This window comes from Streptomyces sp. NPDC002994, from assembly GCF_040611155.1.
Classification (GTDB): Bacteria; Actinomycetota; Actinomycetes; order Streptomycetales; family Streptomycetaceae; genus Streptomyces.
The window spans coordinates 65,634-90,379 of record NZ_JBEXNQ010000004.1 but is presented as its reverse complement, the minus strand read 5'-3'; the positions used below and the strand labels follow the sequence as shown (position 1 = coordinate 90,379).

At 71.0% G+C, this 24,746-nt stretch carries 24 protein-coding genes; 10 read left to right on the top strand and 14 right to left on the bottom strand.

The features are described from left to right. Positions 1–88: 88 nt before the first annotated feature. From egtA to ABZX79_RS05960, 5 genes are all read left to right on the top strand, one after another. Positions 89–1,366 (top strand): ergothioneine biosynthesis glutamate--cysteine ligase EgtA, encoded by a 1,278-nt coding sequence (gene egtA, locus ABZX79_RS05980; RefSeq protein ID WP_355252277.1) that lies wholly within the window; start codon positions 89–91, stop codon positions 1,364–1,366. After that, entirely contained in the window at positions 1,363–2,721 is a 1,359-nt protein-coding gene (gene egtB, locus ABZX79_RS05975; protein WP_355252274.1) for an ergothioneine biosynthesis protein EgtB, read from the top strand. Before egtA ends, egtB begins: the two co-directional genes overlap by 4 nt. Further along, entirely contained in the window at positions 2,721–3,476 is a 756-nt protein-coding gene (gene egtC / locus ABZX79_RS05970) for an ergothioneine biosynthesis protein EgtC (RefSeq protein ID WP_355252271.1), read from the top strand. The genes egtB and egtC overlap by 1 nt, the downstream gene beginning before the upstream one ends. Next, positions 3,473–4,438, top strand: a complete 966-nt coding sequence (egtD, locus tag ABZX79_RS05965; RefSeq protein WP_355252268.1) for an L-histidine N(alpha)-methyltransferase — start codon at positions 3,473–3,475, stop codon at positions 4,436–4,438. The genes egtC and egtD overlap by 4 nt, the downstream gene beginning before the upstream one ends. 336 nt (positions 4,439–4,774) lie before the next feature. Beyond that, positions 4,775–4,990, top strand: a complete 216-nt coding sequence (locus ABZX79_RS05960; RefSeq protein ID WP_215131899.1) for a dodecin — start codon at positions 4,775–4,777, stop codon at positions 4,988–4,990. A 15-nt stretch (positions 4,991–5,005) separates the two neighbouring features. Here the strand turns inward: ABZX79_RS05960 and ABZX79_RS05955 are convergent, their stop codons facing one another. Continuing rightward, a complete protein-coding gene (locus tag ABZX79_RS05955; protein WP_355252264.1) occupies positions 5,006–5,497 on the bottom strand; it encodes an HAD family acid phosphatase in 492 nt (163 codons plus the stop codon). A 79-nt stretch (positions 5,498–5,576) separates the two neighbouring features. On the opposite strand from ABZX79_RS05955, the gene ABZX79_RS05950 reads away from it, so the two are divergent. Next, positions 5,577–6,608 (top strand): MsnO8 family LLM class oxidoreductase, encoded by a 1,032-nt coding sequence (locus ABZX79_RS05950; protein WP_355252260.1) that lies wholly within the window; start codon positions 5,577–5,579, stop codon positions 6,606–6,608. A 43-nt stretch (positions 6,609–6,651) separates the two neighbouring features. After that, positions 6,652–9,054 (top strand): excinuclease ABC subunit UvrA, encoded by a 2,403-nt coding sequence (gene uvrA / locus ABZX79_RS05945; RefSeq protein WP_355252257.1) that lies wholly within the window; start codon positions 6,652–6,654, stop codon positions 9,052–9,054. Here the strand turns inward: uvrA and ABZX79_RS05940 are convergent. From ABZX79_RS05940 to ABZX79_RS05905, 8 genes are all read right to left on the bottom strand, one after another. Further along, positions 9,041–9,532: a protease inhibitor I42 family protein gene (locus ABZX79_RS05940; RefSeq protein WP_355252254.1), complete on the bottom strand. Its 492-nt coding sequence runs from the start codon at positions 9,530–9,532 to the stop codon at positions 9,041–9,043. The two genes, uvrA and ABZX79_RS05940, sit on opposite strands and share 14 nt — an antisense overlap. 10 nt (positions 9,533–9,542) lie before the next feature. Further along, positions 9,543–9,941, bottom strand: coding sequence for a hypothetical protein (locus ABZX79_RS05935; protein ID WP_355252251.1), 399 nt, complete (start codon positions 9,939–9,941; stop codon positions 9,543–9,545). Positions 9,942–9,958: 17 nt separating this feature from the next. Beyond that, positions 9,959–10,438, bottom strand: a complete 480-nt coding sequence (locus tag ABZX79_RS05930; protein WP_355252248.1) for a protease inhibitor I42 family protein — start codon at positions 10,436–10,438, stop codon at positions 9,959–9,961. An 11-nt stretch (positions 10,439–10,449) separates the two neighbouring features. Continuing rightward, positions 10,450–12,054 carry a peptidoglycan-binding protein gene (locus ABZX79_RS05925; protein WP_355252245.1) on the bottom strand — a complete coding sequence of 535 codons (1,605 nt, stop codon included), beginning with the start codon at positions 12,052–12,054 and terminating at the stop codon, positions 10,450–10,452. Between the two features lie 62 nt (positions 12,055–12,116). Further along, positions 12,117–12,557: a type VII secretion target gene (locus ABZX79_RS05920; RefSeq protein WP_355252242.1), complete on the bottom strand. Its 441-nt coding sequence runs from the start codon at positions 12,555–12,557 to the stop codon at positions 12,117–12,119. An 83-nt stretch (positions 12,558–12,640) separates the two neighbouring features. Continuing rightward, a complete protein-coding gene (locus ABZX79_RS05915; RefSeq protein ID WP_355252239.1) occupies positions 12,641–13,390 on the bottom strand; it encodes a succinate dehydrogenase/fumarate reductase iron-sulfur subunit in 750 nt (249 codons plus the stop codon). After that, positions 13,387–15,381, bottom strand: coding sequence for a fumarate reductase/succinate dehydrogenase flavoprotein subunit (locus tag ABZX79_RS05910; protein WP_355252236.1), 1,995 nt, complete (start codon positions 15,379–15,381; stop codon positions 13,387–13,389). Before ABZX79_RS05910 ends, ABZX79_RS05915 begins: the two co-directional genes overlap by 4 nt. Position 15,382: 1 nt before the next feature. Beyond that, complete coding sequence (locus tag ABZX79_RS05905) at positions 15,383–16,090, bottom strand: succinate dehydrogenase cytochrome b subunit (protein ID WP_355252234.1); 708 nt, start codon at positions 16,088–16,090, stop codon at positions 15,383–15,385. 72 nt (positions 16,091–16,162) lie between these two features. Here ABZX79_RS05905 and ABZX79_RS05900 point away from each other — a divergent pair, with 72 nt between their 5' ends. Next, a complete protein-coding gene (locus ABZX79_RS05900; protein ID WP_355252231.1) occupies positions 16,163–17,083 on the top strand; it encodes a LysR family transcriptional regulator in 921 nt (306 codons plus the stop codon). On the opposite strand, the gene ABZX79_RS05895 is transcribed toward ABZX79_RS05900, so the two are convergent. From ABZX79_RS05895 to ABZX79_RS05885, 3 genes are all read right to left on the bottom strand, one after another. Next, entirely contained in the window at positions 17,053–19,209 is a 2,157-nt protein-coding gene (locus ABZX79_RS05895; RefSeq protein WP_355252229.1) for an EAL domain-containing protein, read from the bottom strand. The two genes, ABZX79_RS05900 and ABZX79_RS05895, sit on opposite strands and share 31 nt — an antisense overlap. Continuing rightward, positions 19,206–20,018, bottom strand: a complete 813-nt coding sequence (locus tag ABZX79_RS05890) for an SAM-dependent methyltransferase (protein WP_355252916.1) — start codon at positions 20,016–20,018, stop codon at positions 19,206–19,208. Before ABZX79_RS05890 ends, ABZX79_RS05895 begins: the two co-directional genes overlap by 4 nt. A gap of 230 nt (positions 20,019–20,248) precedes the next feature. Then, positions 20,249–21,250: an SCO0930 family lipoprotein gene (locus ABZX79_RS05885; RefSeq protein ID WP_355252226.1), complete on the bottom strand. Its 1,002-nt coding sequence runs from the start codon at positions 21,248–21,250 to the stop codon at positions 20,249–20,251. A gap of 804 nt (positions 21,251–22,054) precedes the next feature. On the opposite strand from ABZX79_RS05885, the gene ABZX79_RS05880 reads away from it, so the two are divergent. After that, positions 22,055–22,819: a hypothetical protein gene (locus tag ABZX79_RS05880; RefSeq protein ID WP_355252223.1), complete on the top strand. Its 765-nt coding sequence runs from the start codon at positions 22,055–22,057 to the stop codon at positions 22,817–22,819. An 18-nt stretch (positions 22,820–22,837) separates the two neighbouring features. Here ABZX79_RS05880 and ABZX79_RS05875 read toward each other — a convergent pair whose 3' ends face one another. Next, on the bottom strand, positions 22,838–23,239 hold the full coding sequence (locus tag ABZX79_RS05875; RefSeq protein ID WP_355252220.1) for a hypothetical protein: 402 nt from the start codon (positions 23,237–23,239) through the stop codon (positions 22,838–22,840). A gap of 178 nt (positions 23,240–23,417) precedes the next feature. Between ABZX79_RS05875 and ABZX79_RS05870 the strand changes: the two genes are divergently transcribed. Then, positions 23,418–23,954, top strand: a complete 537-nt coding sequence (locus tag ABZX79_RS05870; protein ID WP_355252217.1) for a hypothetical protein — start codon at positions 23,418–23,420, stop codon at positions 23,952–23,954. Between the two features lie 97 nt (positions 23,955–24,051). On the opposite strand, the gene ABZX79_RS05865 is transcribed toward ABZX79_RS05870, so the two are convergent. Continuing rightward, positions 24,052–24,537, bottom strand: a complete 486-nt coding sequence (locus ABZX79_RS05865; RefSeq protein WP_355252214.1) for a hypothetical protein — start codon at positions 24,535–24,537, stop codon at positions 24,052–24,054. Between the last annotated feature and the right edge of the window lie 209 nt (positions 24,538–24,746).

The following is a 24,746-nucleotide window of genomic DNA, read 5'->3' as shown; positions in this document are numbered from 1 at the left end:
ATTCGCTCCCAGTGGCTTAGCTGGAGGGCGATGCCCGTCCCGGTCCCGGGGCGGGCTCAGGCACGATCCGCAGCAGGAGGAACAGGCCATGCCCCCAGGCGACTTCGTACAGGAAGGCGCGCCGGTCACCGAGGCCGGCGCGGAAGCATTACTGCGCGGCATCTGTTTCAAGACAGGTCCACCGAGCACCGTCGGCGTCGAACTCGAATGGTTCGTCCACGAGCTCCACCTCCCCGAACTCCCCGTCGAACCCGCCCGCCTCGAAGCGGCCATGACCGCTCTGCGGGCCCTGCCACTGCTCTCGGCGCTCACCGTCGAGCCAGGCGGCCAGCTCGAACTCAGCTCCCTCCCGGCCCCCTCCCTGACGGAGTGCATCGACTCCGTCTCCGCGGACCTGGACGCCGTACGCGCCGCTCTGCGCTCCCGTGACCTCGGCCTCACCGGCATCGGCACGGACCCCTGGCACCCCCCGAAGCGCCTCCTGCACGAGCCGCGTTACGACGCGATGGAGGCGTATCTCGACCGATCCGGCCCGGCGGGCCGGGCCATGATGTGCTCGTCGGCGTCCGTCCAGGTCTGTCTGGACGCGGGCAACGAGGAGCCGGGCCCACTCGGCTACGGGCGTCGCTGGCTGCTCGCCCACCTCCTCGGCGCCGTACTGTCGGCGGCGTTCGCCAACTCCCCCTTCCACCACCGGCGTCGTACCGGCTGGCGTTCCACGCGCCAGGCCATCTGGACGGAGATCGACCCCGGCCGCTCCTGCGCCCCGCCCCTCGACGCCGAGCCGCGCGGCGCGTGGACGGACCGCGTGCTGGACGCTCCCGTGATGTGCGTGAGAGGTGCGGCCGACCAGCCGTGGGACGTACCGGACGCGCTGTCCTTCCGATCCTGGATACGCTCCGGGGCGCCGCGGCCGCCGACCCGCGCGGACCTCGACTACCACCTGACCACGCTGTTTCCGCCGGTACGGCCGCGCGGTCACCTCGAACTGCGCATGATCGACGCGCAGCCGGGCGACGACGGCTGGATCGTTCCGCTCGCCGTGACCACCGCGCTCTTCGACGACCCGGCGGCGTCGGAAATCGCGTACCGGGCCGTCAAGCCCCTTGCCGACACCGCGGGTTCTCTGCCCGCGCCCCGCAATCCGCTGTGGATCAATGCCGCGCGGTACGGGCTGGCCGATGCCGAACTGCGGGCGGCCGCCGAGATCTGCTTCGAAGCGGCGCTGGACGCGCTGCCCCGGCTCGGCGCGTCCACTGCCGTGCAGTGCGCCGTCGCCGCGTTCACCGAGCGGTACGTCATACACGGGCGATGCCCCGCCGACGATCTGCTCGACCCCGGACACGGGAAGGACCTCCGCACATGAGCGACCCCACGGGCACCACGGACCCCGAATCGCTGCGCGCCCTCGCCGTCGACGCGCTGCTCCGGGCGCGCGAGCGCACCGCCGCGCTCACCGACTGCGTGGACGACGGCGAACTGACCGCCCAGCACTCCCCGTTGATGTCACCGCTGGTCTGGGACCTGGCGCACATCGGCAACCAGGAGGAGCTGTGGCTGCTGCGGACGGTCGCCGGGCGTGACGCGATGCGCCCCGAGATCGACTCGGTGTACGACGCCTTCGAGCACCCGCGCTCCGAGCGCCCCACCCTGCCGCTGCTCGCCCCCGCCGAGGCACGGGTGTACGCCGCCGATGTACGCGGCCGGGCCCTCGACGTACTCGAACGCAGCCCGCTGCGCGGCACCCCGCTGCTGGACGCGGCCTTCGCCTTCGGGATGGTCGCGCAGCACGAGCAGCAGCACGACGAGACCATGCTGATCACCCATCAGCTGCGGCGCGGGCCGGCGGCTCTCACCGCTCCCCTGCCGCCGCGTCCCACGGCCGCGACGGCGGAGCTGCCGCGGGAAGTCCTCGTCCCCGGCGGCCCGTTCACCATGGGCACCTCCACCGAACCGTGGGCGCTCGACAACGAGCGGCCCGCGCACCACCGCTTCGTCCCGGCGTTCTTCATCGACACGGTGCCGGTGAGCAACGGCGCGTATCTGCGCTTCATGGAGGACGGCGGCTACACAGACGAGCGTTGGTGGGCGGCCGAGGGCTGGGCGCAGATACGCAAGCACGACCTCAGCGCCCCGTTGTTCTGGCGCCGCGAGGGCGGCCAGTGGCTGCGGCGGCACTTCGGGGTCGTCGAGCCCGTACCCGAGGACGAGCCGGTCCTGCATGTGAGCTGGTACGAGGCGGACGCCTACGCACGGTGGGCGGGCCGGCGGCTGCCCACGGAGGCCGAGTGGGAGAAGGCGGCCCGGCACGATCCGGCGTCCGGGCGCTCCCTGCGCTACCCGTGGGGCGACGCCGACCCCACCCCGGTCCACGCCAACCTGGGCCAGCGGCATCTGCGGCCGGCGCCGGTGGGGGCGTACGCCGCCGGTGCATCACCTTTGGGCGTACGGCAGTTGATCGGCGACGTGTGGGAGTGGACGTCCAGCGACTTCCTGCCCTATCCGGGCTTCGCCGCCTTCCCGTACCGCGAGTACTCCGAGGTCTTCTTCGGCAGTGCGCACAAGGTGCTGCGCGGCGGTTCGTTCGCTGTCGACGCGGTGGCCTGCCGTGGCACGTTCCGCAATTGGGACCTGCCCGTACGCCGTCAGATCTTCTCGGGATTCCGTACGGCGCGCGACGCGCCGGACACGCGGGACGTACGCGGTGGGGGTGGCAGCTGATGTGCCGCCACTTCGCCTGCCTCGGGCCTGCTGTGCCCCTCGGTGACCTCCTGGTGAAGCCGGCCCACGGCCTGTACCGCCAGGCGTGGGCGCCGCGGCTCCAGCGGTACGGGACCGTCAACGCCGACGGCTTCGGGGTCGGCTGGTACGCCGAGGGCGACCCGGTGCCGGCCCGCTACCGCCGCTCGGGCCCGATGTGGGCCGACGCCTCCTTCGCCGACCTGGCCCGGGTCGTACGCTCCACAGCCGTGCTCGCGGCGGTCCGCGACGCCACGGAGGCGGGCGCGGACGGGGAGGCGGCGGCGGCGCCGTTCGCCGCCGGGCCGTGGCTGTTCAGCCACAACGGCGCGCTCAAGGGCTGGCCCGGGTCGGCCGCGCTGCTCGCCGGCGCGCTGCCCGCCGCCGAACTGCTCGCCCTGGAGGCGCGATGCGACTCGGCGCTGGTCTGGGCGCTCGTACTGCACCGGTTGCGCGACGGCGACGAGCTGGGGCAGGCGCTCGCCGACACGGTCCTGGAGCTCGCCGAGGCGGCGCCGGGTTCGCGGCTGAACCTCCTCCTCACGGACGGCGAGACGGTCGCCGCGACCGCCTGGGGCGACACCCTCTGGTACCACGCGGAGCCGGGCCGCCGCACGATCGTGGCCTCCGAGCCGTACGACGACGATCCCCACTGGCGCGAGGTCCCGGACCACACCCTCCTCGCCGCCACCCGCACCGATGTCCTGCTGACCCCGCTCAAGGAGCCCACTGCGTGAGCCCGTTTCTGCTGACCCGCACCCTGCCCGAGGACGCGACGGACGCCGATCTGCGTGCCGACGTACTGCACGGACTGACCCGCACACCGAAAGTGCTGCCGCCGAAGTGGTTCTACGACGCGCGCGGCAGCGAACTCTTCGAGGAGATCACCCGCCTGCCCGAGTACTACCCCACCCGGGCGGAGCGCGAGATCCTGATCGCCCGCGCGCCCGAGATCGCGGCCGCGACGCGGGCGCGCACGCTGGTGGAGCTCGGCTCGGGCTCCTCGGAGAAGACCCGCCACCTGCTGGACGCGCTGCTGCCCGACCTGGGCAGTTACGTCCCGGTGGACGTCAGCGAGAGCGCGCTGACCGCGGCCGCGTCGTCGCTCCTGCGCGAGCGGCCCGCCCTGTCCGTACACGCACTGATCGCGGACTTCACGCGCGGCCTGGCCCTGCCGGGAACGCCGGGTCCTCGCCTTGTCGCGTTCCTGGGCGGCACGATCGGGAATCTGCTGCCGGACGAGCGCGCGGTCTTCTTGAAGTCTGTACGGTCGATCCTCGCCCCCGGTGACGCGCTGCTGCTCGGCACGGACCTGGTGAAGGACGAGGCGACGCTGGTGGCGGCGTACGACGACGCGCAGGGGGTCACCGCCGCGTTCAACAAGAACGTCCTGTCCGTCATCGACGGCGCGCTGGGCGCGGACTTCGATCCCGACGACTTCGACCATGTCGCGGTGTGGGACCGCGGGCACGAGTGGATCGAGATGCGGCTGCGGGCGCGGGTCGCGCTGACGGTGAAGATCCGGGAGCTGGACATCGCGGTCTCGTTCGAGGCGGGCGAGGAGATACGCACCGAGATCTCGGCGAAGTTCCGGAGGGAAGGGGTACGCCGGGAACTCGCCGGGGCGGGGCTGGATCTGCGGGAGTGGTGGACCGATGGGGGTGAGCGGTTCGCGCTGTCGCTCGCGGTGGCGGTGTAGGGGGCGGCGGCTGGTGGGCGCGTAGGCGCCTGCGGCGGGCTTTCCCCTACCCGCCCCTTCCCGACTGGGGCAAGCCCCAGGCCCCGGACGCCCTTCGGGCGTGTCCTCAAACGCCGGACGGGCTGGATATTGCCCCGGGCAACTTTCAGCCCCTCCGGCGCTTGAGGAGCGGGGTCTGGGGCAGCGCCCCAGTTCGGGAAGGGGCGGGTGGGGGAAGGGCCCGCCGCAGGCGCTCCAAGCTCCAGCGGCCGGACATGCGCCCCGCCGGGCAGTGGGGCACGGTGGGTAGGAGCGCGCCGGGACAACCCGCGCCGCAGCACCAAGAGGGAGCGCCGCATGTCCGACCACACCTACCGCGTCACCGAGATCGTCGGCACCTCCACCGAGGGCCTCGACCAGGCCATCCGCAACGGCATCGACCGCGCCTCCCAGACGCTGCGCGGCCTCGACTGGTTCGAGATGACACAGGTGCGCGGCCACATCGTCGAAGGCCGGATCGAGCACTTCCAGGTAGGCCTCAAGGTCGGCTTCCGCCTCGAAGACACCCAGTGATACCCGGATGACGCATCAGGTGCGGCCCTCCCGCTCCTGCGCGTCCTTGAGCGCCGCCGACGTCACCGCCCACCCCGCGCGCACCACCGTGAAGCCCGCCTGCTCGGCCGCCACGCAGACCAATTCGTCGTCGTCGACCAGCATGCGGACCTCCGCACCCTGGGCCGCCAGCCGCTTCAGAATCTCCAGCTTGGTGTGGCGCGCGGGCCGCCGGTCGTTGTCGCGCCGCATCCAGACCCGCCCCTCGGGCAGGCCCTGCGCCGCGAGCCAGTCGAGCGTGTCGCGCCGGCACCGCTCGGGGCGGCCCGTGAGGTAGACGACCTCGCACTCCCCCGCGCTCTCCTGGACCATCCGCACACCCTCCGGCAGCGGCGGATCGTCGGGCGCCGCGCCGAAGAAACCGTCCCAGTCCCGTGGCTTGCGCTCCAGGAAGCGCTGGCGGTGCGCCGTGTCCGCGAGGGTTCCGTCGAGGTCGAATACGGCCAGTGGCCTGCTGTTGTGCGTCATTCCGGCACCATAGGACGTCCGGGGCGGATCTTTCCGCCCCGACCGGGAATCCTCGCGCGAGGCAGGCGTTGAAGTGGGTGTGAGCTCAGTGATCGCGCAGACCCGGTTCTCCGTACTCGACCGTTCCCGTACGCGCGAAGCACACGCCGCCCCGCAGGCGCTGCGGGACACCGTGGACCTCGCCCGGCGGATCGAGGCGCTGGGGTATCACCGCTTCTGGGTGTCGGAGCACCACAGCGTGCCCGGCGTCGCCGGCTCCGCGCCGACTGTGCTCGCCGCCGCTGTCGCGGCCGCGACGTCCACGATCCGCGTGGGCACGGGCGGCGTCATGCTGCCGAACCATCAGCCACTGGTCGTCGCCGAGCAGTTCGGCGTACTGGAGTCGCTCTTCCCCGGCCGCATCGACATGGGCCTCGGCCGCTCCGTCGGATTCACCGACGGGATACGCAGGGCGCTGGGCCGGGACAAGCAGGACGCCGGGGCGTTCGCCACGCAGCTCAGTGAGCTGCTGGGCTACTTCACCGGCGACCAGAGCGCGCATCCGCAGGTCCACGCCCACCCCGCGGAGGGGCTGCGGGTGCCCGCGTTCGTGCTGGCCACCGGCGCCGGGGCGCAGGTCGCGGCGGCGGCCGGGCTGCCGCTGGTGATCGCGGCGGCGCGCGGCGAGGACGAGATGCTGCGGGCGATCGACGGCTACCGGGACGCGTTCCGGCCCTCCCCCTGGGGTGAGCGGCCGTACGTCGTGCTCTCGGGCACGGTCGCCGTGGCCGGCACCTCCGAGGAGGCCGGGCGGCTGCTGGTGCCGGAGGCCTGGGCATCGGCGTACTCCCGCACCCACGGATCGTTCCCGCCGCTCGCACCCGTCGACGAGATCCTCGCCCGGCCGATGGGCGACCGCGAGCGGGGGCTCTTCGACGACGCCCGGCGCGGGCACATCCACGGCACCGAGGACGAGGTCGCGGACGGCCTGGAGAAGGTGCTGGGCCGCAGCGGCGCCGACGAGTACCTGGTCGTGACGAGTACGTACGACCGCGGGGCACTGCTGGACTCGTACCGGCGGCTGGCCGGCCTGGTGGGGCTCGCGGGCACGGACGCTGCGACGGCCGCCTAGAATCGAACCGTTTGTCGCAACAATCCCCGCGTACGGAGTCCCGATGCACCCTGCCCACGACCCGTATGTGCGGGTGCGCGGCGCCGACGAGCACAACCTCCGGCATGTCGACGTCGACATCCCGCGTGACGCGCTCGTCGTCTTCACCGGCGTCTCGGGCTCCGGAAAGTCCTCGCTGGCGTTCGGGACGATCTACGCCGAGGCCCAGCGCCGTTACTTCGAGTCGGTCGCCCCGTACGCCCGCCGCCTGATCCACCAGGTCGGCGCGCCCAAGGTCGGTGAGATCAGCGGCCTGCCGCCGGCGGTGTCGCTGGAACAGCGCAGGTCGGCGCCCACCTCACGGTCCTCGGTCGGGACCGTCACCACGCTGTCGAACTCGCTCCGGATGCTGTTCTCGCGTGCGGGCACTTACCCGCCCGGCGCCCTGCGGCTCGACTCGGACGCGTTCTCGCCGAACACGGCCGCCGGCGCCTGCCCCGAATGCCACGGCCTCGGCCGCATCCACCGCACCAGCGAGGAGTTGCTCGTACCGGACCCCTCACTCTCCATCCGTGAGGGCGCGATCGAGGCGTGGCCGGGCGCCTGGCAGGGCAAGAACCTGCGCGACGTGCTGGACGCGCTCGGCTACGACGTGGACCGGCCCTGGCGCGAGCTGGAGCAGCGGGACCGCGACTGGATCCTCTTCACTGACGAGCAGCCGGTCGTCACCGTGCACCCGGTGCGCGACGCGGGTCGCATTCAACGCCCGTACCAGGGCACCTACATGAGCGCCCGCCGCTACGTCATGCACACCTTCGCCGACTCCAAGAGCCAGACCCTGCGGGCGAGGGCCGAGCGCTTCCTGGCCGCCGAGCCGTGCCCGGTGTGCGGCGGCAGCAGGCTGCGTCCCGAGGCGCTCGCGGTCACGTTCGGCGGCCGTACGATCGCCGAGCTGGCGGGGCTTCCGCTGTCCGCGCTCGCCCGCTTGCTGGGCCCGGCGGCGGACACCAGTGAAACGTCGCGAGTCCTGACGGGTGACCTGCTGGCGCGGATCGCGGTCGTCACCGAGCTGGGACTCGGCTATCTGAGTCTCGACCGTACGACGCCGACCCTCTCCTCCGGCGAGTTGCAGCGCCTGCGGCTGGCGACACAGCTGCGCTCGGGGCTGTTCGGTGTCGTGTACGTACTGGACGAGCCCTCGGCGGGGCTCCACCCGGCCGACACCGAAGCCCTGCTGGTCGTCCTCGGCCGGCTGAAGGCGGCGGGCAACTCGGTCTTCGTCGTGGAGCACCATCTGGACGTGGTGCGCAGTGCGGACTGGCTCGTCGATGTCGGGCCGCACGCGGGAGAGCACGGCGGCCGGGTACTGCACAGCGGGCCGCCCGCCGCGCTGGCGGAGGTCGCGGAATCGGCTACGCGCCGCTTCCTCTTCGACCGCGAACCCGCTGCGCCGCGCGAAGTCCGCAAGCCGTCGGGCCTGCTGAGGCTGAACGGCGTCGAGCGGCACAATGTGCGCGGCGTGGACGCCGAATTCCCGCTCGGGGTGTTCACAGCGGTGACGGGTGTTTCGGGTTCCGGGAAGTCCACTCTGGTGGGGCAGGTGCTCGCGGGCGTCCTCGCGGACGGGACCACCGGCGACGGGACGGGCTGCGCCTCGGCCGAAGGGCTGGAGACCGTGGACCGGCTGGTGCAGGTGGACCAGCGTCCCATCGGGCGTACGCCCCGCTCGAATCTGGCGACGTACACCGGTCTCTTCGACGTCGTACGCAAGCTGTTCACCGGCACGGACGAGGCGCGGGCGCGCGGGTACAAGGCGGGCCGGTTCTCCTTCAATGTGGCCGGTGGGCGGTGCGAGACCTGCCAGGGCGAGGGGTTCGTCTCGGTGGAGCTGCTCTTCCTGCCGAGTACGTACACCCCGTGCCCCGACTGCCACGGCGCGCGCTACAACCCCGAGACGCTGGACGTCACGTTCCAGGGCCTGAGCATCGCCGAGGTGCTCGACCTGACCGTCGAGGCGGCGGCCGAGTTCTTCGCGGGCACCCCCGCCGCCGTACGGAGCCTGCGGGCGCTGCTCGATGTCGGGCTCGGCTATCTGCGGCTGGGGCAGCCGGCGACCGAGCTGTCGGGCGGCGAGGCGCAGCGCATCAAGCTGGCGAGCGAGCTTCAGCGCACGCGCCGCGGCCACACCCTGTACGTACTGGACGAGCCGACGACCGGGCTGCATCCCGCCGATGTCGAGGTGCTGATGCGGCAGTTGCACGGGCTGGTGGATCAGGGGCACTCGGTGGTGGTGGTCGAGCACGACATGGCCGTGGTGGCGGGCGCCGACTGGGTGATCGACCTGGGGCCCGGCGGCGGCGACGAGGGCGGCAGCATCGTGGCGGCGGGTCCCCCCGCCGAGGTGGCACGGGCGGCCGGCAGCCGTACGGCGCCCTACTTGGCGCGGGAGTTCGTTATCGGACGGTGAGCGTGTAGATGAAGTACTCGCGGTCGTTCTCGCCGGGGGATCCGCTCGCGACGGGGAACGGCGACTCGGAGGGCGAGGGCGACGGCGCCGGGTCGCCGAACTTGGCCGCACAGGTGCCGAGCTTGCAGTACAGCAGTTTGATCTTCGTGGTGCCCGGCTCGACCGCCCGGAAGGTGAAGGACTGCGTTCCGCCGCCCCCGCCGTCAACCCCGCCGTCGTCCTCCCAGTCCTCGTCCTGGCCCCTGAGCCGGGCGACGTCACGGTCGGGACGGGGGTCGGCCACGTACCAATTCTCGCCGAGCGAGGGACTGGCCGGTACGGACAGCGTGAACTCCTCGCCCGCGTCGACCTCGATGGACCTCTCGTCGTACGCGTAGGTCGGGGGGCCGAACAGGCCACAGCCGGACAGCACCAGGGCTGACAACAGGGTCAGCGGCAGGGCGAGTGCGGGAACGAGTCGAGTGCGCGTGGCGGACATCGGGCCGGAGTCACCGGCCCCTGGCGCGGGAGTTACGGCGCAGGCCGATCAGCTCGGCCACGGACTCCAGCCAGCGGGCGGTGGTTTCGTCGCCCTGGACCGGGCGGGCGACGGTGCCGGCCGCCTCCAGCCAGGGGCGGACGGTGTCCGTGGCGGCCGGGGTCGGGAGCAGTTCGGGAAGCTGGGCCGCGTACCGTACACCACCACTGCGCACCACCTTGGCGAGGAACGAGACCGACCGCGGCAGCACACCGAGCCGGTCCAGGACCACCGCCGCTCCGATGGCGCCGTCGCCGAACAGGGCGGTGCGGTGCGGGCCTTCGGCGGGGATGCCGTAGCGGAGCATCCTGATGGTGTCGAGGCGGGCGCAGTCGTCGTCGGTCTTGGTGGGGCGGGGCGTGGGGGGCATGGGGGCCTCGGATCCGGTCATCGGACGGTGACCGTGTAGATGAAGTACTCGGGATTGGTGCCCGGCTTCCCGGTCGCGGTGGGGACGGGGATGTCGCTGGAGGACGTCGGCGACGGCTCGGGGTTGTCCTCGGTGGTGGAGCAGCTGCTGGAATACGGGCAGTGGATGAGTTTGATCTCCGTCGTGCCCGACTTGACCGCCTCGAAGTCGAAGAACCGCTCGCCGCTGCCGCCACCTACCAGGTCAGGGTCGCCCTCTTCCGTCTCTTTGTGCTGCCCCGTGCGCTTAACAACAGCCGAGTCGGGGTGGGGGCTGACCAGATGCCAGTCCTGCCCCATCGAGGGACTCGCCGGGAGGGACAGGGTGAACTCGTCGCCCGCGTCAACCTCTATGGACCTTTCCTCGGGTCCATACGTCGCGGGTCCGAAGAGCCCGCAGCCGGACAGGGCCAAGGCGGACAGCGGCAGGGCGAGGGCCGCTGCGAGTCGATTACGCATGGCGGAGTTCCTCATTCTGCCGGAAGGTGAACGGCGTAGGCGTCGGGCAGATCCTTGTCGGAGGCCAGGCCCATGCGGCCGTTGATGAAGTCGTCCTCGCTGACCCAGGTGGTCGTACCCCAGGGGTTGTAAACCTGCAGCATGTTGCCCTCCTGGCCGACGATCATCATCGAGTGACCGACGCGCTCGCCGTCGGCGCCCTTGCCCTCGACGCCGATGGGGACCGGTTTGCCCTCCGCGACGGCCTTCTCGATGTCCGGCAGTACATCGCGGCGCGCGTCGGCGCTCCTGGTTTCCTGGAACTCGTATGCGCTACCGGTGTGGGGGCTGATCTCCTTGTTGGCGACGGTGGTCTTGCCGTCGTTGTCCATGCCGTTCGGTGTGCTGCCGAACGGGAAGTCGTACTTGTTGTTGCCGTCGCCCTCTTCGTGCACGCGGAGCTGTTCGTTCCCCAGGCGCTCCCGGAAGGCGGCGGGGTCGTCCTCCTGGCCCGACGGGCCGCCGGTGAGCTCGAGGGCATACACGGGGTCGACCATGGCACGGCCGCTGACGACGGTGGACGGCACACAGGTGTTGCCGTCCTGGGACCAGCGTTCCCCGTTGAAGGCCTGCTGGTCCGTGTTCTTGTTCGAACCGTCGGCGTTGAGGCCCTCGTTCTTCATGCTGTCGCCCGCGGTGGTCACCGGCGTCAGGTGCCGCTGCAGCCAGGCCGGGTCCTTGCCGTGGATCTTGTCGCGGAACTCGGAGACCTCGTTCAGGTCGTGTCCGGCGGCCAGGGCCTTCACCAGGTACGCGCGCTCCTGGGGGCTCTTGGATTCGGCGAGCATCCGCTCGAACTTCGCCTGGTCCTCGGCGTTCATGCGCTCCATGGCCTTGCCCGAGCGCTCCAGGTCGTTGGCGGTGAGCAGCTCGTTCATCTCGGCCGGCCCGCCGGTTCCCGCGATGTCGGCCAGGACGAGACGGTCGGCCGCGGAGATGTTGTCCGTCTTCATCTTGCCCGCGCGGGCTTCGGCAGCGAACTTGTTCAGGTCGCGGGCGGCCGCGCGGGCGGCGTTGTCGGCCCTCTCCGCCGCCGCGTGCATGGTCTTCGCTCCGGCGGAGGCGATGTTGCGGGCGCGCAGCCGCTCCGCCTCCTCGGCGTCCTTCTCGACCATGTCGTCGAAGAACCCGTCCTCGCCGCCGAGCAGGCCGAGCGCCTCGCGCAGCTGCTCGCGGCCGCCCTTGTCCTCTGACTGCGCGGTGGTCAGCTGGTCGGAGAGGCCGATCAGGGCCCTTCGCGCGCCGAGGATCGCCTCGTCCATCTGCGCGGCCGCTCGCGCCGCCGCCATGACCACCTCCTGCGCCTTGGCGCCGGTGCTGCCCACCCAGGCGTCGGGCAGGCCCGTGCGGGCGACCTGCTCGACCCGGCCCTGGACGTCCCTCGCCGCATCGGCCTGCTTGGCGTACCGCTTCGCGATGTCGTCGAGGGTGCTCGGCGAGCCGACGGGCGCCGAGACGTTCAGGGCATTCTGGATGGCCTCGATGAGGGTGTTCTTGTCACCGGCATCGGCGATGGACCGGTGGTATCCGGCCAGCTTCTCCCGGCGGTCTGTGGTGGATTCGCCTGCGTCGGGCATGGCTTCGCGGCCTCCGGCATTTCGGTTCGGAGAGGTCAATAGGGGGAGGGAGAAGGCAGCGCTCAGCCGAAGTCGGCAAGGCCGACGGGGGGCGAACCGGGCGGCGGCGGGCCGGCAGCCGGCATGGTGCGCATGCCGGGCGCGGATCCGGCGGGCGCGGGGGCCGGCATGGTCGTCAGGCCGCCGCCCCCGCTCGCCTGGAGGTCGTTCATGGTGCTGACGTCGGCGCCTTGGTAATTCGCCTTCGATATACGGACCTTGTCCGCCAGTTCGTGCAGCGCGCTCTCCAGGACTTTGGCCTCGGCCTGCCACGCTTCGGAGAAGTTGTTGAACGCCGGCCCGGAGTCCGAGCCGCCCAGGGCGTCCGGCGTGTAGCAGAGCTGCTCCTGGAGAGCCGCGCCGATGTCACCGACGTCGTCGCCCGCCCGGTCGAGCTTGTCCGCCTCGGTGGCCATCCCGCTCTTCTGGACGCGATAGCCACCCTGTTGTACCTGCCCGGCCATCTTCCCCCGCTTGCCAGCCGATCCCGATCTTGGGGCGAAAGATTAGCAGCAGGGGGTGACATGCCCACAACCACGATGGTGGGTCAGCGGCGCGGCGCCTTCCGCGTCGCCCGCAGCCACTCCTTGTTCATCGCCGCGATGGACGGCAGCGGGATGCCCTTGGGGCAGGCCGTGGCGCACTCGCCCGCCAGGGTGCAGCCGCCGAAGCCCTCTTCGTCCATGGTCGCGACCATGTCCAGGACGCGCGTCTCGCGCTCCGGTGCGCCCTGCGGCAGAACATTGAGGTGGTTGATCTTCGCGGAGGTGAAAAGCATCGCCGAGCCGTTCGGGCAGGCCGCGACGCACGCGCCGCAGCCGATGCACTCGGCGTGCTCGAACGCGAAGTCGGCGTCCGCCTTCGGAACGGGCGTGGCGTGCGCCTCGGGGGCGGCGCCCGTCGGAACGCTGATGTAGCCGCCGGCGCCGATGATCCGGTCGAAGGCCGACCGGTCGACGACCAGGTCCTTGACCACCGGGAAGGCTCCGGCCCGCCACGGCTCGACATCCACCGTGTCGCCGTCGTTGAAGTGCCGCATGTGCAGCTGGCAGGTGGTGGTGCGCTCCGGTCCGTGCGCGTCGCCGTTGATGACGACACCGCACGCGCCGCAGATGCCCTCGCGGCAGTCGTGGTCGAAGGCGACCGGCTCGTCGCCGCGCAGGATCAGGGTCTCGTTGAGCGTGTCGAGCATCTCCAGGAACGACATGTCCTCGGAGATGTCGTCGATGTCGTACGTGACCATCTCGCCGGGGGCGTCGGCATTGCGCTGGCGCCAGACGCGCAGGGTGAGCCTCATGCGTAACTCCGCTGGGTGGGGTGGACGTAGGCGAATTCGAGGGCTTCTTTGTGGAGGACGGGCGCCGCGCCCGTTCCCGTACTGTGCTCACCCGGGGGGCGACCCCCGGACCCCCGGAATTCCCAGGCAGCGACGTACGAGAACTCCTCGTCCCTGCGCTCCGCCTCACCGCCCTCGCTCTGGCTCTCCTCGCGGAAGTGGCCGCCGCAGGACTCGGTGCGGTGCAGTGCGTCGAGGCAGAGCAGTTCGGCGAGCTCCAGGTAGTCGACGACGCGGTTCGCCTTCTCCAGCGACTGGTTGAGCTCCTCGCCCGTACCCGGCACCTTGATTCGTCGCCAGAACTCCTCGCGGATCTCCGGGATGCGGCCGAGCGCCTTGCGCAGGCCCTCCTCCGTACGCGCCATTCCGCAGTACTCCCAGAGGAGTTCGCCGATCTCCTTGTGGAAGGAGTCGGGCGTACGGTCGCCGTCGACGGCGAGCAGCCGCTCCAGGCGGTCGTTGGTCTCCGCCACCGCGCGGACCGCCTCCGGGTGGCTCGCGTCGATGTCGGCGTGGTGGGGGTTGCGAGCGAGGTAGTCGTTGATGGTGGACGGCAGGACGAAGTAGCCGTCGGCCAGGCCCTGCATGAGGGCGGAGGCGCCGAGGCGGTTGGCGCCGTGGTCGGAGAAGTTGGCCTCGCCGATCGCGAACAGGCCGGGGACGGTGGTCTGGAGGTCGTAGTCGACCCACAGGCCGCCCATCGTGTAGTGGATCGCCGGGTAGATGCGCATGGGCACCTCGTACGGGTTCTCGGCTGTGATCCGCTCGTACATCTCGAAGAGGTTGCCGTACTTCTCCTCGACGGCCTTGCGGCCGAGGCGCCGGATCGCGTCGGCGAAGTCGAGGTAGACGCCCTGCCCGCCGGGGCCGACGCCGCGCCCCTCGTCGCAGACGTTCTTCGCGGCGCGCGAGGCGATGTCGCGCGGCACGAGGTTGCCGAAGGACGGGTAGATGCGCTCCAGGTAGTAGTCGCGCTCGTCCTCGGGGATGGCGGCCGGCGGGCGGGTGTCGCCCTGCGCCTTGGGCACCCAGATGCGGCCGTCGTTGCGCAGCGACTCGCTCATCAGGGTGAGCTTGGACTGGTGGTCGCCGGAGCGCGGGATGCAGGTGGGGTGGATCTGGGTGAAGCAGGGGTTGGCGAAGTACGCGCCGCGCCGGTGGGCCCGCCAGATCGCTGTCGCGTTGGAGTTCTTGGCGTTGGTGGAGAGGTAGAAGACGTTGCCGTAGCCGCCGCTCGCGAGCACGACGGCGTCGGCGAAGTACGTGTCGACGCGGCCGGTGATCAGGTCGCGGGCGACGATGCCGCGCGCCCGCCCGTCGACGACGATCAGGTCGAGCATCTCGGTGCGCGGATGCATTTCCACATTCCCCGCCGCGATCTGCCGGGACAGCGCCTGGTAGGCGCCGAGCAGGAGCTGCTGTCCCGTCTGGCCTCGGGCGTAGAAGGTGCGCGAGACCTGTACGCCGCCGAAGGAGCGGGTGTCGAGCAGGCCGCCGTACTCGCGCGCGAAGGGCACGCCCTGCGCGACGCACTGGTCGATGATCTCGACGGAGATCTGCGCGAGCCGGTGGACGTTGGACTCGCGGGCGCGGAAGTCGCCGCCCTTGACGGTGTCGTAGAAGAGGCGGTGGATGGAGTCGCCGTCGTTGCGGTAGTTCTTGGCGGCGTTGATGCCGCCCTGCGCGGCGATGGAGTGGGCGCGGCGCGGCGAGTCCTGGTAGCAGAACTGGACGACGTGGTAGCCCTGTTCGGCGAGCGTGGCGCCTGCCGCGCCGCCCGCGAGGCCGGTGCCGACGACGATGACGGTGTGCTTGCGGCGGTTGGCCGGGTTGACCAGCTTGGCCTCGAAGCGGCGGGTGTCCCAGCGCTCGGCGATGGGGCCGGAGGGTGCCTTGGTGTCGACGACCGGAGCGCCGGTCTCGTACGCGGTGTAGTCGGTGTACGCGCTCATGTCAGCTCACCACTCCAGTCATGACAGCCACGGGTACGGAGATGAATCCGGCGGTCAGCACCAGCGCGAGGCCGTTGGCCGCCGCCTTGAGGGTCCGGTCGCGCCGCGCGTTCCCCACGCCCAGCGTCTGCGCGGCGCTCCAGAAGCCGTGCCGGATGTGCAGCCCCACGGCCAGCATGGCCACGAGGTAGATGACGTTCCCGTACCAGGTGCTGAAGGTCGCGACGACGTTCTCGTACGGGCGGCCCGGCTGGGCGTTCTCGTTCACCGTGAGCGTCGTCAGGTCCAGCAGGTGCCACACGATGAACAGCGCGAGGATGATCCCGCCCCACCGCATGGTCCGCGTCGCGTAGCTCGCCCGCCGCCGCTTGTGCACGTACTTGCTCGGCCGCGCCTTGATGTCCCGCCTGCTGAGCTGGTACGCCGCGACGCCGTGCATCACCACCGCCGCGAGCAGCACCACGCGCACAATCCACAGCGCCCACTCGTAGTGCAGGAGGGGCTCCCCCATGGTCCGCAGCCAGTGCGCGTACGCGTTGAACTCCCCGGACCCGAAGAAGATCTTGAGGTTGCCGAGCATGTGGGCGACCAGGTACATCAGCATGATCAGGCCGCTCACGGCCATCACCGTCTTCTTGCCGACGGTCGATCCCCAGAACGATCGCGTGAGTGACGGTTGCCGGTCTTCCGTCCGCGTAGCCAGTGCCATGGGGCTGACGCTAGGGCCGGAGTACCTCAGAGGTCCAAGACATGGTTCGGCTCATGTCCATAGACTGTGCCTATGCAGTTCCAGCAGCTCCTCTACTTCGTGACCGTCGCCGAGACCCTCCACTTCACCCACGCCGCCGAGCAGGTGCACGTCTCGCAGCCGTCCCTCTCCCAGCAGATCCGCGCGCTGGAGAAGGAGCTGGGCGCCGACCTGTTCACCCGCGCCCGGGGCAACATCGCCCTCACCGACGCCGGCGAGGCCCTGCTGCCGCTCGCCCGCCGCATCCTCGCGGACGCCGACACCGCCCGGCACGAGGTCCAGGAGCTGGCGCAGCTGCGCCGCGGCCGGGTGCGGCTCGGTGCGACGCCGAGCCTGTGCACCGGGCTGCTCCCGGACGTACTGCGGACCTTCCACGATCTGCATCCCGGCATCCAGCTGCTGATCGAGGAAAGCGGCTCGCACGATCTCGTACGGGAGCTGGCGCGCGGCGCACTCGACCTCGCCCTCGTCGTGCTGCCGCTGCCGACGCCGTCGCCCGCCCTGACCACCGTCGAGCTGCTGCACGAGGACCTGGTCGTGGTTTCCGCCGCCTCACTGCCCCGTCCCGGGAAAGGCGGCAGGTCCGTACGCGTCGCGGATCTGGAGGGTGAACCGCTGGTGATGTTCCGGCACGGCTACGACCTCCGCGAGCTGACCGTCGCCGCCTGCCGCGCCGAAGGCTTTGAGCCGTCGTTCACGGTGGAGGGCGGCGAGATGGACGCGGTGCTCGGCTTCGTACGGGCCGGGCTCGGGCTCGCCGTCGTACCACGCATGGTGGCCGCGCGGGCCGGGCGCGACCTGCGGGTCACGCCGCTCGCGCGGCCGGGCCTGCACCGTACGATCGCACTCGCGCACCGCAGCGACGTGGCTCCGCCGCGCGCGGCGCGCGAGCTCCGATACGTACTCCTCGCTTCCCGGGTCCGTCAGACGGCGTCGGCCAGCAGCAAGGTGTGAATGCGGTCCGGTGCACCGGGCCTGGCGTAGTACCAGCCCTGCGCGGTGTCGCAGCCCAGCTCGCGCAGCTGCGCGGCCTGCGCGCCGGTCTCCACACCCTCCACCGTCACGGCCAGCTTCAGGCTGTGCGCCAGGGACACGATGCCCTCGACGATCTTAAGATCGACGTCGTCGGCCGGGTGCTGCTGCATGGACTGGGTGAACGAACGGTCCAGCTTCAGCACGCTGACCGGCAGCCTGCGCAGATTGGCGAGGTTGGAGTAGCCGGTGCCGAAGTCGTCGAGCGCGATGTCGACGCCCATCTCGGCGAGCTGGCGCAGCGGCTTGAGCAGGTCGTCGTCGGCGCCGATCAGCGCCGACTCGGTGACCTCCAGACACAGCGCGCCCGGTTCGAGGCCTGCCCGCTCCAGCACCTCCACCGTGTCGGCGACCAGACGGGGGTGGTGGAGCTGCATCGGTGAGAGGTTCACGTTGATGCGCAGCGGACCGCCGTCGGTGTGCCGCTCCTGCCAGAATCTGGCCTGGCGTACGGACTCTTCGAGCACCCAGCGGCCGAGCGGGACGATCAGGCCGGTGTGCTCGGCCAGCGGGATGAACCGGTCGGGGCCGAGAACGCCGTGCTGCGGATGGCACCAGCGCACCAGCGCCTCCGCGCCGTGCACGCTGCCGTCGCCGAGATGCACGAGCGGCTGGTACTCGATGAAGAACTCGTTCCGCTCCAGCGCGGCGGGCAACGCGTTGGTGAGCCCGTGCCGGGTGATGGCGCGGGCGTCCGCCTCCGCGTCGGCGGTCTCGAAGCGGTTGCCGCCCGCCGACTTGGCGCGGTACATGGTGATGTCCGCGCTGCGCAGCACCTCCGCCGGCCCGCGCTCGCCCGCCGGGCCTTCGACGATGCCGATGCTGCCGCGTACGGTCAGGTCCCGGCCCTCGATGCGGATCGGGGACGAGAGTGCGTTGAGGATGCGGGCGGCGAGCTCGTCGACCTCCTGGCGGGTGTCGGGGCCGGTGGTGAGCGCCACGAACTCGTCGCCGCCGAGCCTGGCCACCATCTCGCCGGGCGCTGTCGCGCAGCTCTGGAGGCGGTCGGCGACCTCGACGAGCAGCCGGTCGCCGGCCGAGTGGCCGAGGCTGTCGTTGACCGCCTTGAAGCCGTCGAGATCGAGGTAGCACAGGCCGAAGCGCATGCCGTCGCCCGCGGAGAGGGCCTTCTCCAGGCGCTCGAAGAAGAGCGTGCGGTTCGGCAGACCGGTCAGGGCGTCGTGAGTCGCCTCGTAGCGGAGCCTCAGGTTGAGCAGCCGCCGCTCGGTGGTGTCCTCCATGAGCGCCAGCTGGTACTGCGGCCGGCCGTCGGCGTCGCGCAGCAGCGAGACCGTGAGGTTGGTCCACAGGACGGTGCCGTCGGTGCGGTAGTACGGCTTCTCGACGCGGTAGTTCTCGCGCTCGCCGCGCACCAGCTCGCCGTACAGCTTCCAGACGTGCGGCGTGTCCTCGGGGTGGACCCACTCGCTGACCTTCCGGCCGCGCATGTAGTGGTCGAGGCCGCCGAACATGCGCATGAGCGCTTCGTTGACCTCCAGGATGTTGCCTTCGAGATCCGCGATGCCGATGCCGACCGCCGCGCCCTCGAAGACGGCACGGAAGCGCGTCTCGGTGTCGTGCAGCGCCTTCTGCGCCTCGCTGCTCGCCAGCAGGGACGACCGTGCGACCGCTTCCTGCTCGGCGAGTGTCCGCTCACGCAGGGCCCGCGCGAAGCCGGCGGCGATGGCGTGCTGGAGCCGGGCGCAGCGAGCTCGGTGCTCTTCCATCGCGGCGGGATCGGCGGTCGAGTCCTCCTCCTCGGCGCAGTACAGCACCAGGTAGGAGTCGACGACGCCGAGCGTACGGACGAGGGCTTCCGGGTCGGTGCAGTGGGCGGCGACCAGGGCGGCGCCGACTTCGTGCGCGGGCGCCGTGTCGAAGGGCCGACGGCGCAGCGCGGCGCTCAACTGCCGTGCGAGCGGCAGCAGGTGCCGTTCCACCTCGGGCCGGGTCATGGAGGTGGCGGTGACGGGGAAGATCGCCCGGCTCCAGATGGTGGCGAACCGCCCGAGTCTGTCGTCCACCGGTGCCGGCGATGGCACGCTCACGCCTTGCGTCCCACTCCTGCGAAGCCCGAGAAGGCGAATGGATCCTCCTGCGCGAGCGGGGTCTCGGGCCGCCACTCGGGCATCGCGACCAGTCCCGGCTCGACCATCTCGTATCCCTCGAAGAACCGCGTGACCTGCTCGCGCGAGCGCATGATCAGCGGGTTCTTGATGTTCTTGTAGACCCCGACCGTGCCGCCCGCCTGCTCCTCGGAGAGCGGGATCCCTTCGTAGGAGGCGTGGGTGAGGATCAGGACGCTGCCGGGCGCGAGGGCGTCGCGCAGGGTGTCGACGGCGGCCTGCGGATCGTCGGCGTCCTCGACGAAGTGGAGTACGGCGACGAGCAGCAGCGCCACCGGCCGGTTCAGGTCGATGAGTTCGCCGACGACGGGGCTGCCCAGGATGTCCTGCGGCTTGCGCAGGTCGGCCGCCGCCACACCGGCCCGGTCGTTGCCCGCGAGCACGGCCTGGCTGTGCGCGACGGCGACCGGGTCGTGGTCGATGTACGCCACCCGGGCCTCGGGGTTGGCCGCCTGGGCGACCTCGTGGACGTTGCCGAAGGTCGGTATGCCCGATCCGATGTCGAGGAACTGGGTGATTCCCTCGTCGGCCGCGAAGCGCACCGCGCGGCGCATGAACGCCCGGTTCGCCTGCATGATCTTCGGGAGGCCCGGCATGAACTCCATTGCCTTGCGGGCTGCTTGCCTGTCGACCTCGAAGTTGTGCGAACCGCCCAGGTAGAAGTCGTAAATCCGGGACACGCTCGGCACCGTGAGGTCGATGCCCTGTGGTGCCCAGGCGGGTCGCTCCATCATGTCTCCAACTCATCGCCACGGGACATCCGGTCATGAGCAAGACCGGTGTTCGAGCCGAGGCTACTGATCGGCAGGCATCAGAGCGAGCAAAAACGGAAATTCGCGGTCCGTTCTCGGTCACACGCCGCAGGCATGTGCGGCACAAATGACCGGCCCGTCCCTTCCGCGGCGGGGCGGAGAGACGGGCCGGCCGGGCCGGGCGCCACAGCGTGGGGACGCTGTCGGAGCTACTTGGGCGCGCCGACCAGCTTGCCCTCGGGCGAGACCGCGTACCAAGTACCACCGACGCCCTGGCCGTTGGTGTCACCCGGCTTCGCGTCGCCCGAGAAGGTGTAGAGGGGCCAGCAGTCGATCGTCTGCTGCTTGATTCCGTCGGGGCGGTCGAAGGTGACGAAGCCCTTCTTGAGGATGCCCTCGGTGTCGTTCTTCTCGACCGGCGGGACGACCGGCCACTTGTCGAGGCAGGCGCCCGTGCAGGCGGTCTTCATCGGCCAGGCGGAGTCCTTCTTGAACCGGTAGACGGTCATGCCGTTGGAGTCGACGACGACGTCGCCGAGCTTGGCGTCCTTGCGTACGGACATGCCCGCGAGGTCGGCGGGGTTCTCGGCCTCGCCCGCCTCACCGGCCTCGCCCGCGTCACCTGCGCCGCCGCCCGCCGCGCCCGGTGCGGCCTTCTTGCCGTCGGGGGCCGAGGCGAACCACGTGCCGCCGACGCCCTGGCCCTTGGCGTCGCCGGGCTTGGTGTCCTTGGCGAAGCGGTACATGGGCCAGCCGCCGATGGTGAGCTGCTTGGTGCCGTCGGCCCTCGCCACCTCGCCGAGCATCGAGGCATCGGTACCGGGGGCGGCCGTGGCGTCGCCGGCCGGCACGACCGGCCAGGCCTTCGCACAGTCGCCCTCGCAGTTCGACTTCGGCGGGCTGGCGGTGTCCTTGTCGAACCGGTAAAGCGTGAAGCCCTCGCTGTCGGTGACGACCTCGCCGAGCTTCTTGCTGTCCCAGACGGCGAGTTGTCCCGCGGCCTTGGGTGCGGCGGCCTCGCCGGCGGCGTCGTCGCCGTAACCGCCCTTGTCGGAGCCGTAGCCCGTGTCGGCGGGCTGCTGCGCGGGGTTGGCATTTCCCACCGCCTGGCCATTGGGGGACTCGGTCGCCGTGTCCTGACCGCACGCCGTCGTCAGCGCCATCACAGCCGCCGCCGTCACCGCGAGCGAGACGTTCCGCCAGGTCTTCATGTGGACTCCTGTGCACCGAGGGTGTGTTGCGACGCCGTTGTGCGTCGCTCATGGCCCTAGGTACGGGCGGGGAGTGTCCCGGTGTTCAATGCGTTCGCAGAAATTTCCCCATGACCTTCGTGGCGGGCCTGGGCTGCCTCAAACACAAAGTCACGAAAGTCCCACCTATCAGGGGAATTGGGCCGAACGGGGGCGTGCCGGTGGGGCGCCTGGACGATGATCGCGAACGTGCACCCTCCGTTCCCAGGACGCCTGTTGGCCGCCACCACCTTGGTCTGGCTGCTGCTGAGCCCCGTACCGGCCGCCGCCGACGACTGTTCGTACGCCTCCATCTCACGCAGCGGTGAGATGTCGTCGGGCTCGGCGGTCGCCGTCGCGGGAAGCGCGACGTGCACGGCGGGCCCGAACCCGAAACCTGTGCAGCCCCCGCCAACGCCCACCCCGGCGCCACCACCACCGCCGCCCCCGCCCCCTCCTCCTCCGCCACCACCGCCGCCGCCACGGCCCGCCGAACCTGAACCGGCGCCCCCTCCGCCCCCTCCGCCGCCGGCGCCCGCACCACCGCCACCGCCGCCGCCTCCCTCCCCCAAGCCCTCTCCCACCCCCAAGCCCACGCCCAGTCCGTCCGCCCGGCCGAAGCCGCCCTCCCCCACACCGGTCGCCATCCCCGTCTACCGGAACGCGACCCGCAAGGAGCCCCACAACGGCCCGTCCCTGGTCTCCCTCACCCTCCTGATCACGGCCCCGGCGGTATTCGCCGCCGCCGTGCTGCGCCCCCGTTCCCGCTAGCCGACGGAGACTTGAATGTCGGAATGGCTCGTTCTGAGCATCGCGATGGCGGCCGCCTGCGCGGTCGTCCTCACCATCACGGTCATCAACCACCGCCGCGTCGGCGAGGACGACGACCCGTCCGAGACCCCGGACGTCATCGAGTACATGACGATGATGATCGGCGTGGTCTACGCGATCGTCCTCGGCCTCGCCATCGCGGGCGTCTGGGAGGGCCGCGGCGCCGCCCAGGAGTCCGTACGCCAGGAGGCCCAGGCCCTGCATGAGATCAGCGCCCGCTCGGAGGTCTACCCAGCCGAGGTCCGGGCCCGTATCCGCAGCGATGTCGACGCGTACGTCACGTACGTCGTCAACACCGAATGGCGCCACATGGCCGACCACGGCAGCCTCACCGAGCGCGGCACCGAACTCCTCGACCAGCTGCGCCGCGAAGTCACCGACTACGTACCGAAGACCGACCACGAAGGCCAGGCCTACCAGCCGCTGGTCGACCAAGTGGCCGCGGTGGACGACGCCCGCGGGCAGCGCGGCGCGGGCGCGGAGGCCACCATGCCCGGCGTCGTCTGGTTCGGCCTGATCACCGGAGCCCTGGTCGCGGTCGGCCTGATCTTCACCCTCCAGATCCGCCGCACCGGACGCGAGCTGCTCCTGGCCGGGCTCTACAGCGCCCTGATCGCGTTCCTGCTCTTCCTCATCTGGGACTTCGACGCCCCCTTCGGCCGCGGCCTCTCAGCCACCGCCGGCCCGTTCCTGGACATGTTCCCGAACGCATCGAAATAGACGAGCACCAGCGACGGGCTACGCCCCCACCGCGCCCGCGCCGTTCGCGCGCCAGGTCGCGTCGGCGGATTCCAGGAAGGCCGCGAAGGCCTTCGCCCGGGCCAGCGTGAACATGATCGTGTGCGGGTTTCCGGCTGTCTGTCCGGACGGCCGGGCGGCGAAGCCCCGCAGCGGCCCCGGGTCGGATTCCGTCGCGAGGAACACGTAACCGTTCACGAGGAGCGTCGGCTCCTTGCTGACGATCCGCACCACGTCGGCGAAGGCGACGCCGGCGTCCGTGTTCCCGCCCAGCTTGGCCAGGCGGCTCCGCCTGATTTCGACGCGGTCGTGGTGAAGGGTCGCCGTGGCCAGGTAGCCCTTGAATACCAGGGGCTGCCAGGGCGGCGGCCGCAGGGCCGGATCTTCGCTGAAACTGCGCATCGGCCCAGTGTGACGGCTCAGGGCTGGGCCGCCGGGCGGCGTACCCCGATACCCCATTTGCGCGACTGTGATCGCGCGGCGCCGTCGCCGCTCCTAGCGTTCGGGTTATCGAGGTGCATTTCCTGCCATGTGTGGATAAAGATTCCGCCGCTGCCCCTCGGGACCCGGAGGATTGACCATGCGCGCGATACGTCTCGCATCGGCCGCCGCGCTCGGCCTCAGCGTTCTTTCGCTCACCGCCCCGGCAGCCTCGGCCGTCGGCAGCAAAGTCTCCCCGTTGGTCGGTACCGCCACGCCGTCCACCATCGCCCCCGGCGGACAGGTCACGCTGTCCCTCTCGGGGTGCGAGGGCCGCTGGGACGCGTCTTCGGACGTGTTCGACGTCGTCCGTGTCCCTCCGGGCGGCATGGGGACCGCCACGGTCGACTGGGACGCGAAGCGTGGGGCCATGTACACGGTGACGTACACCTGTGACGACGGCCGGCAAACCACCTCGCAGCTCACCATCACCGGCGGTCGGCCGACGCCTCGCCCGACCGTGACCACCACGGCCACGGCCACCCGCTCTCCCGCCGGCCCGGCCAGGGGTGGCGTGGGCGGCAGCCAGGACGGGATGAACGCCGGGGAGATCGCCGCCGGTGCGGCGCTCGTCGTCGCGGCCACCGGCGGCGTGATCTTCGTTCTCCGCCGGCGCGCCGGCAGCCGCCAGCACTGACGCCCCAAGAAATCGCGGCCCCGGCCGCCCGAACGCCCGTCGCCCCGCGTCCTGGTCAGGACGCGGGGCGACGGGCGTTCACACCAACAGGAGGCGCTCAGAACTCGGCGCGGTTCAGGCGACGCCTGCGTGCGATGAAGATGCCACCACCGACGGCCGCCACGGATACGAGACCGGCCCCGACCTGCATCTCCGTGTCGGAAGGGCCGACGGATCCGCCGATACCGCCTTGGGCGCCCCGGCCCGCGACGACCCTGAACTGGTGCGTGACGATCTTGGGGTTGTCGTTGCACTTGACGGCCAGGTGGTAGGTGCCGGGAGTGGCGTTGTGCCTGATCTTGGCGGTGGCGTACGACGTGGTGTCACTCGCCGGAAGATGGGCGGTCCGCTGGAAGACGTGGGACGACACGGTGCCGCCGTGGCCGCACCCGGAGGCGCTGACCGTCAGTACACCGCCCTGGTGGACCCTGAACGGGTTGACGTTGACGTTGCTGGGACCGTTGGTGGCGGCGGCGATCGGGGCGGCGAGACCGACCGCCACGCAGGCCGCAGCGGCCACCAGGCATCCGCGTGAAGCACGCATCGTAAAACCTCCACGGGACGGCGCCCCGGAGCGGTGCTCCGGGAAGATCGACGAGAACGCCTCCCAGACGAACACTCACCGACCGGGGTGATTACCGCATTTCGGGACTGGTCCACCCCGGTGAGGCGACACGCCGGTGCGGCGCGCCCAGATCTGACGGAGCCGCAGGTCACACACCGTCAGATATCTTGTACGACGAGTTACCCGTA

Coding starts and splice junctions, on each gene's coding strand:
- ABZX79_RS05875 (WP_355252220.1), bottom strand. CDS start 23,239: ATGCGCAGTTTCAGCGAAGATCCGGCCCTGCGGCCGCCGCCCTGGCAG.
- ABZX79_RS05905 (WP_355252234.1), bottom strand. CDS start 16,090: ATGGCACTGGCTACGCGGACGGAAGACCGGCAACCGTCACTCACGCGA.
- ABZX79_RS05910 (WP_355252236.1), bottom strand. CDS start 15,381: ATGAGCGCGTACACCGACTACACCGCGTACGAGACCGGCGCTCCGGTC.
- egtC (WP_355252271.1), top strand. CDS start 2,721: ATGTGCCGCCACTTCGCCTGCCTCGGGCCTGCTGTGCCCCTCGGTGAC.
- egtB (WP_355252274.1), top strand. CDS start 1,363: ATGAGCGACCCCACGGGCACCACGGACCCCGAATCGCTGCGCGCCCTC.
- ABZX79_RS05955 (WP_355252264.1), bottom strand. CDS start 5,497: ATGACGCACAACAGCAGGCCACTGGCCGTATTCGACCTCGACGGAACC.
- ABZX79_RS05960 (WP_215131899.1), top strand. CDS start 4,775: ATGTCCGACCACACCTACCGCGTCACCGAGATCGTCGGCACCTCCACC.
- ABZX79_RS05865 (WP_355252214.1), bottom strand. CDS start 24,537: ATGCGTGCTTCACGCGGATGCCTGGTGGCCGCTGCGGCCTGCGTGGCG.
- egtA (WP_355252277.1), top strand. CDS start 89: ATGCCCCCAGGCGACTTCGTACAGGAAGGCGCGCCGGTCACCGAGGCC.
- ABZX79_RS05880 (WP_355252223.1), top strand. CDS start 22,055: ATGTCGGAATGGCTCGTTCTGAGCATCGCGATGGCGGCCGCCTGCGCG.
- ABZX79_RS05935 (WP_355252251.1), bottom strand. CDS start 9,941: ATGCCCCCCACGCCCCGCCCCACCAAGACCGACGACGACTGCGCCCGC.
- uvrA (WP_355252257.1), top strand. CDS start 6,652: ATGCACCCTGCCCACGACCCGTATGTGCGGGTGCGCGGCGCCGACGAG.
- ABZX79_RS05925 (WP_355252245.1), bottom strand. CDS start 12,054: ATGCCCGACGCAGGCGAATCCACCACAGACCGCCGGGAGAAGCTGGCC.
- ABZX79_RS05920 (WP_355252242.1), bottom strand. CDS start 12,557: ATGGCCGGGCAGGTACAACAGGGTGGCTATCGCGTCCAGAAGAGCGGG.
- ABZX79_RS05915 (WP_355252239.1), bottom strand. CDS start 13,390: ATGAGGCTCACCCTGCGCGTCTGGCGCCAGCGCAATGCCGACGCCCCC.
- ABZX79_RS05890 (WP_355252916.1), bottom strand. CDS start 20,018: ATGGAGCGACCCGCCTGGGCACCACAGGGCATCGACCTCACGGTGCCG.
- ABZX79_RS05940 (WP_355252254.1), bottom strand. CDS start 9,532: ATGTCCGCCACGCGCACTCGACTCGTTCCCGCACTCGCCCTGCCGCTG.
- ABZX79_RS05885 (WP_355252226.1), bottom strand. CDS start 21,250: ATGAAGACCTGGCGGAACGTCTCGCTCGCGGTGACGGCGGCGGCTGTG.
- ABZX79_RS05930 (WP_355252248.1), bottom strand. CDS start 10,438: ATGCGTAATCGACTCGCAGCGGCCCTCGCCCTGCCGCTGTCCGCCTTG.
- ABZX79_RS05900 (WP_355252231.1), top strand. CDS start 16,163: ATGCAGTTCCAGCAGCTCCTCTACTTCGTGACCGTCGCCGAGACCCTC.
- ABZX79_RS05870 (WP_355252217.1), top strand. CDS start 23,418: ATGCGCGCGATACGTCTCGCATCGGCCGCCGCGCTCGGCCTCAGCGTT.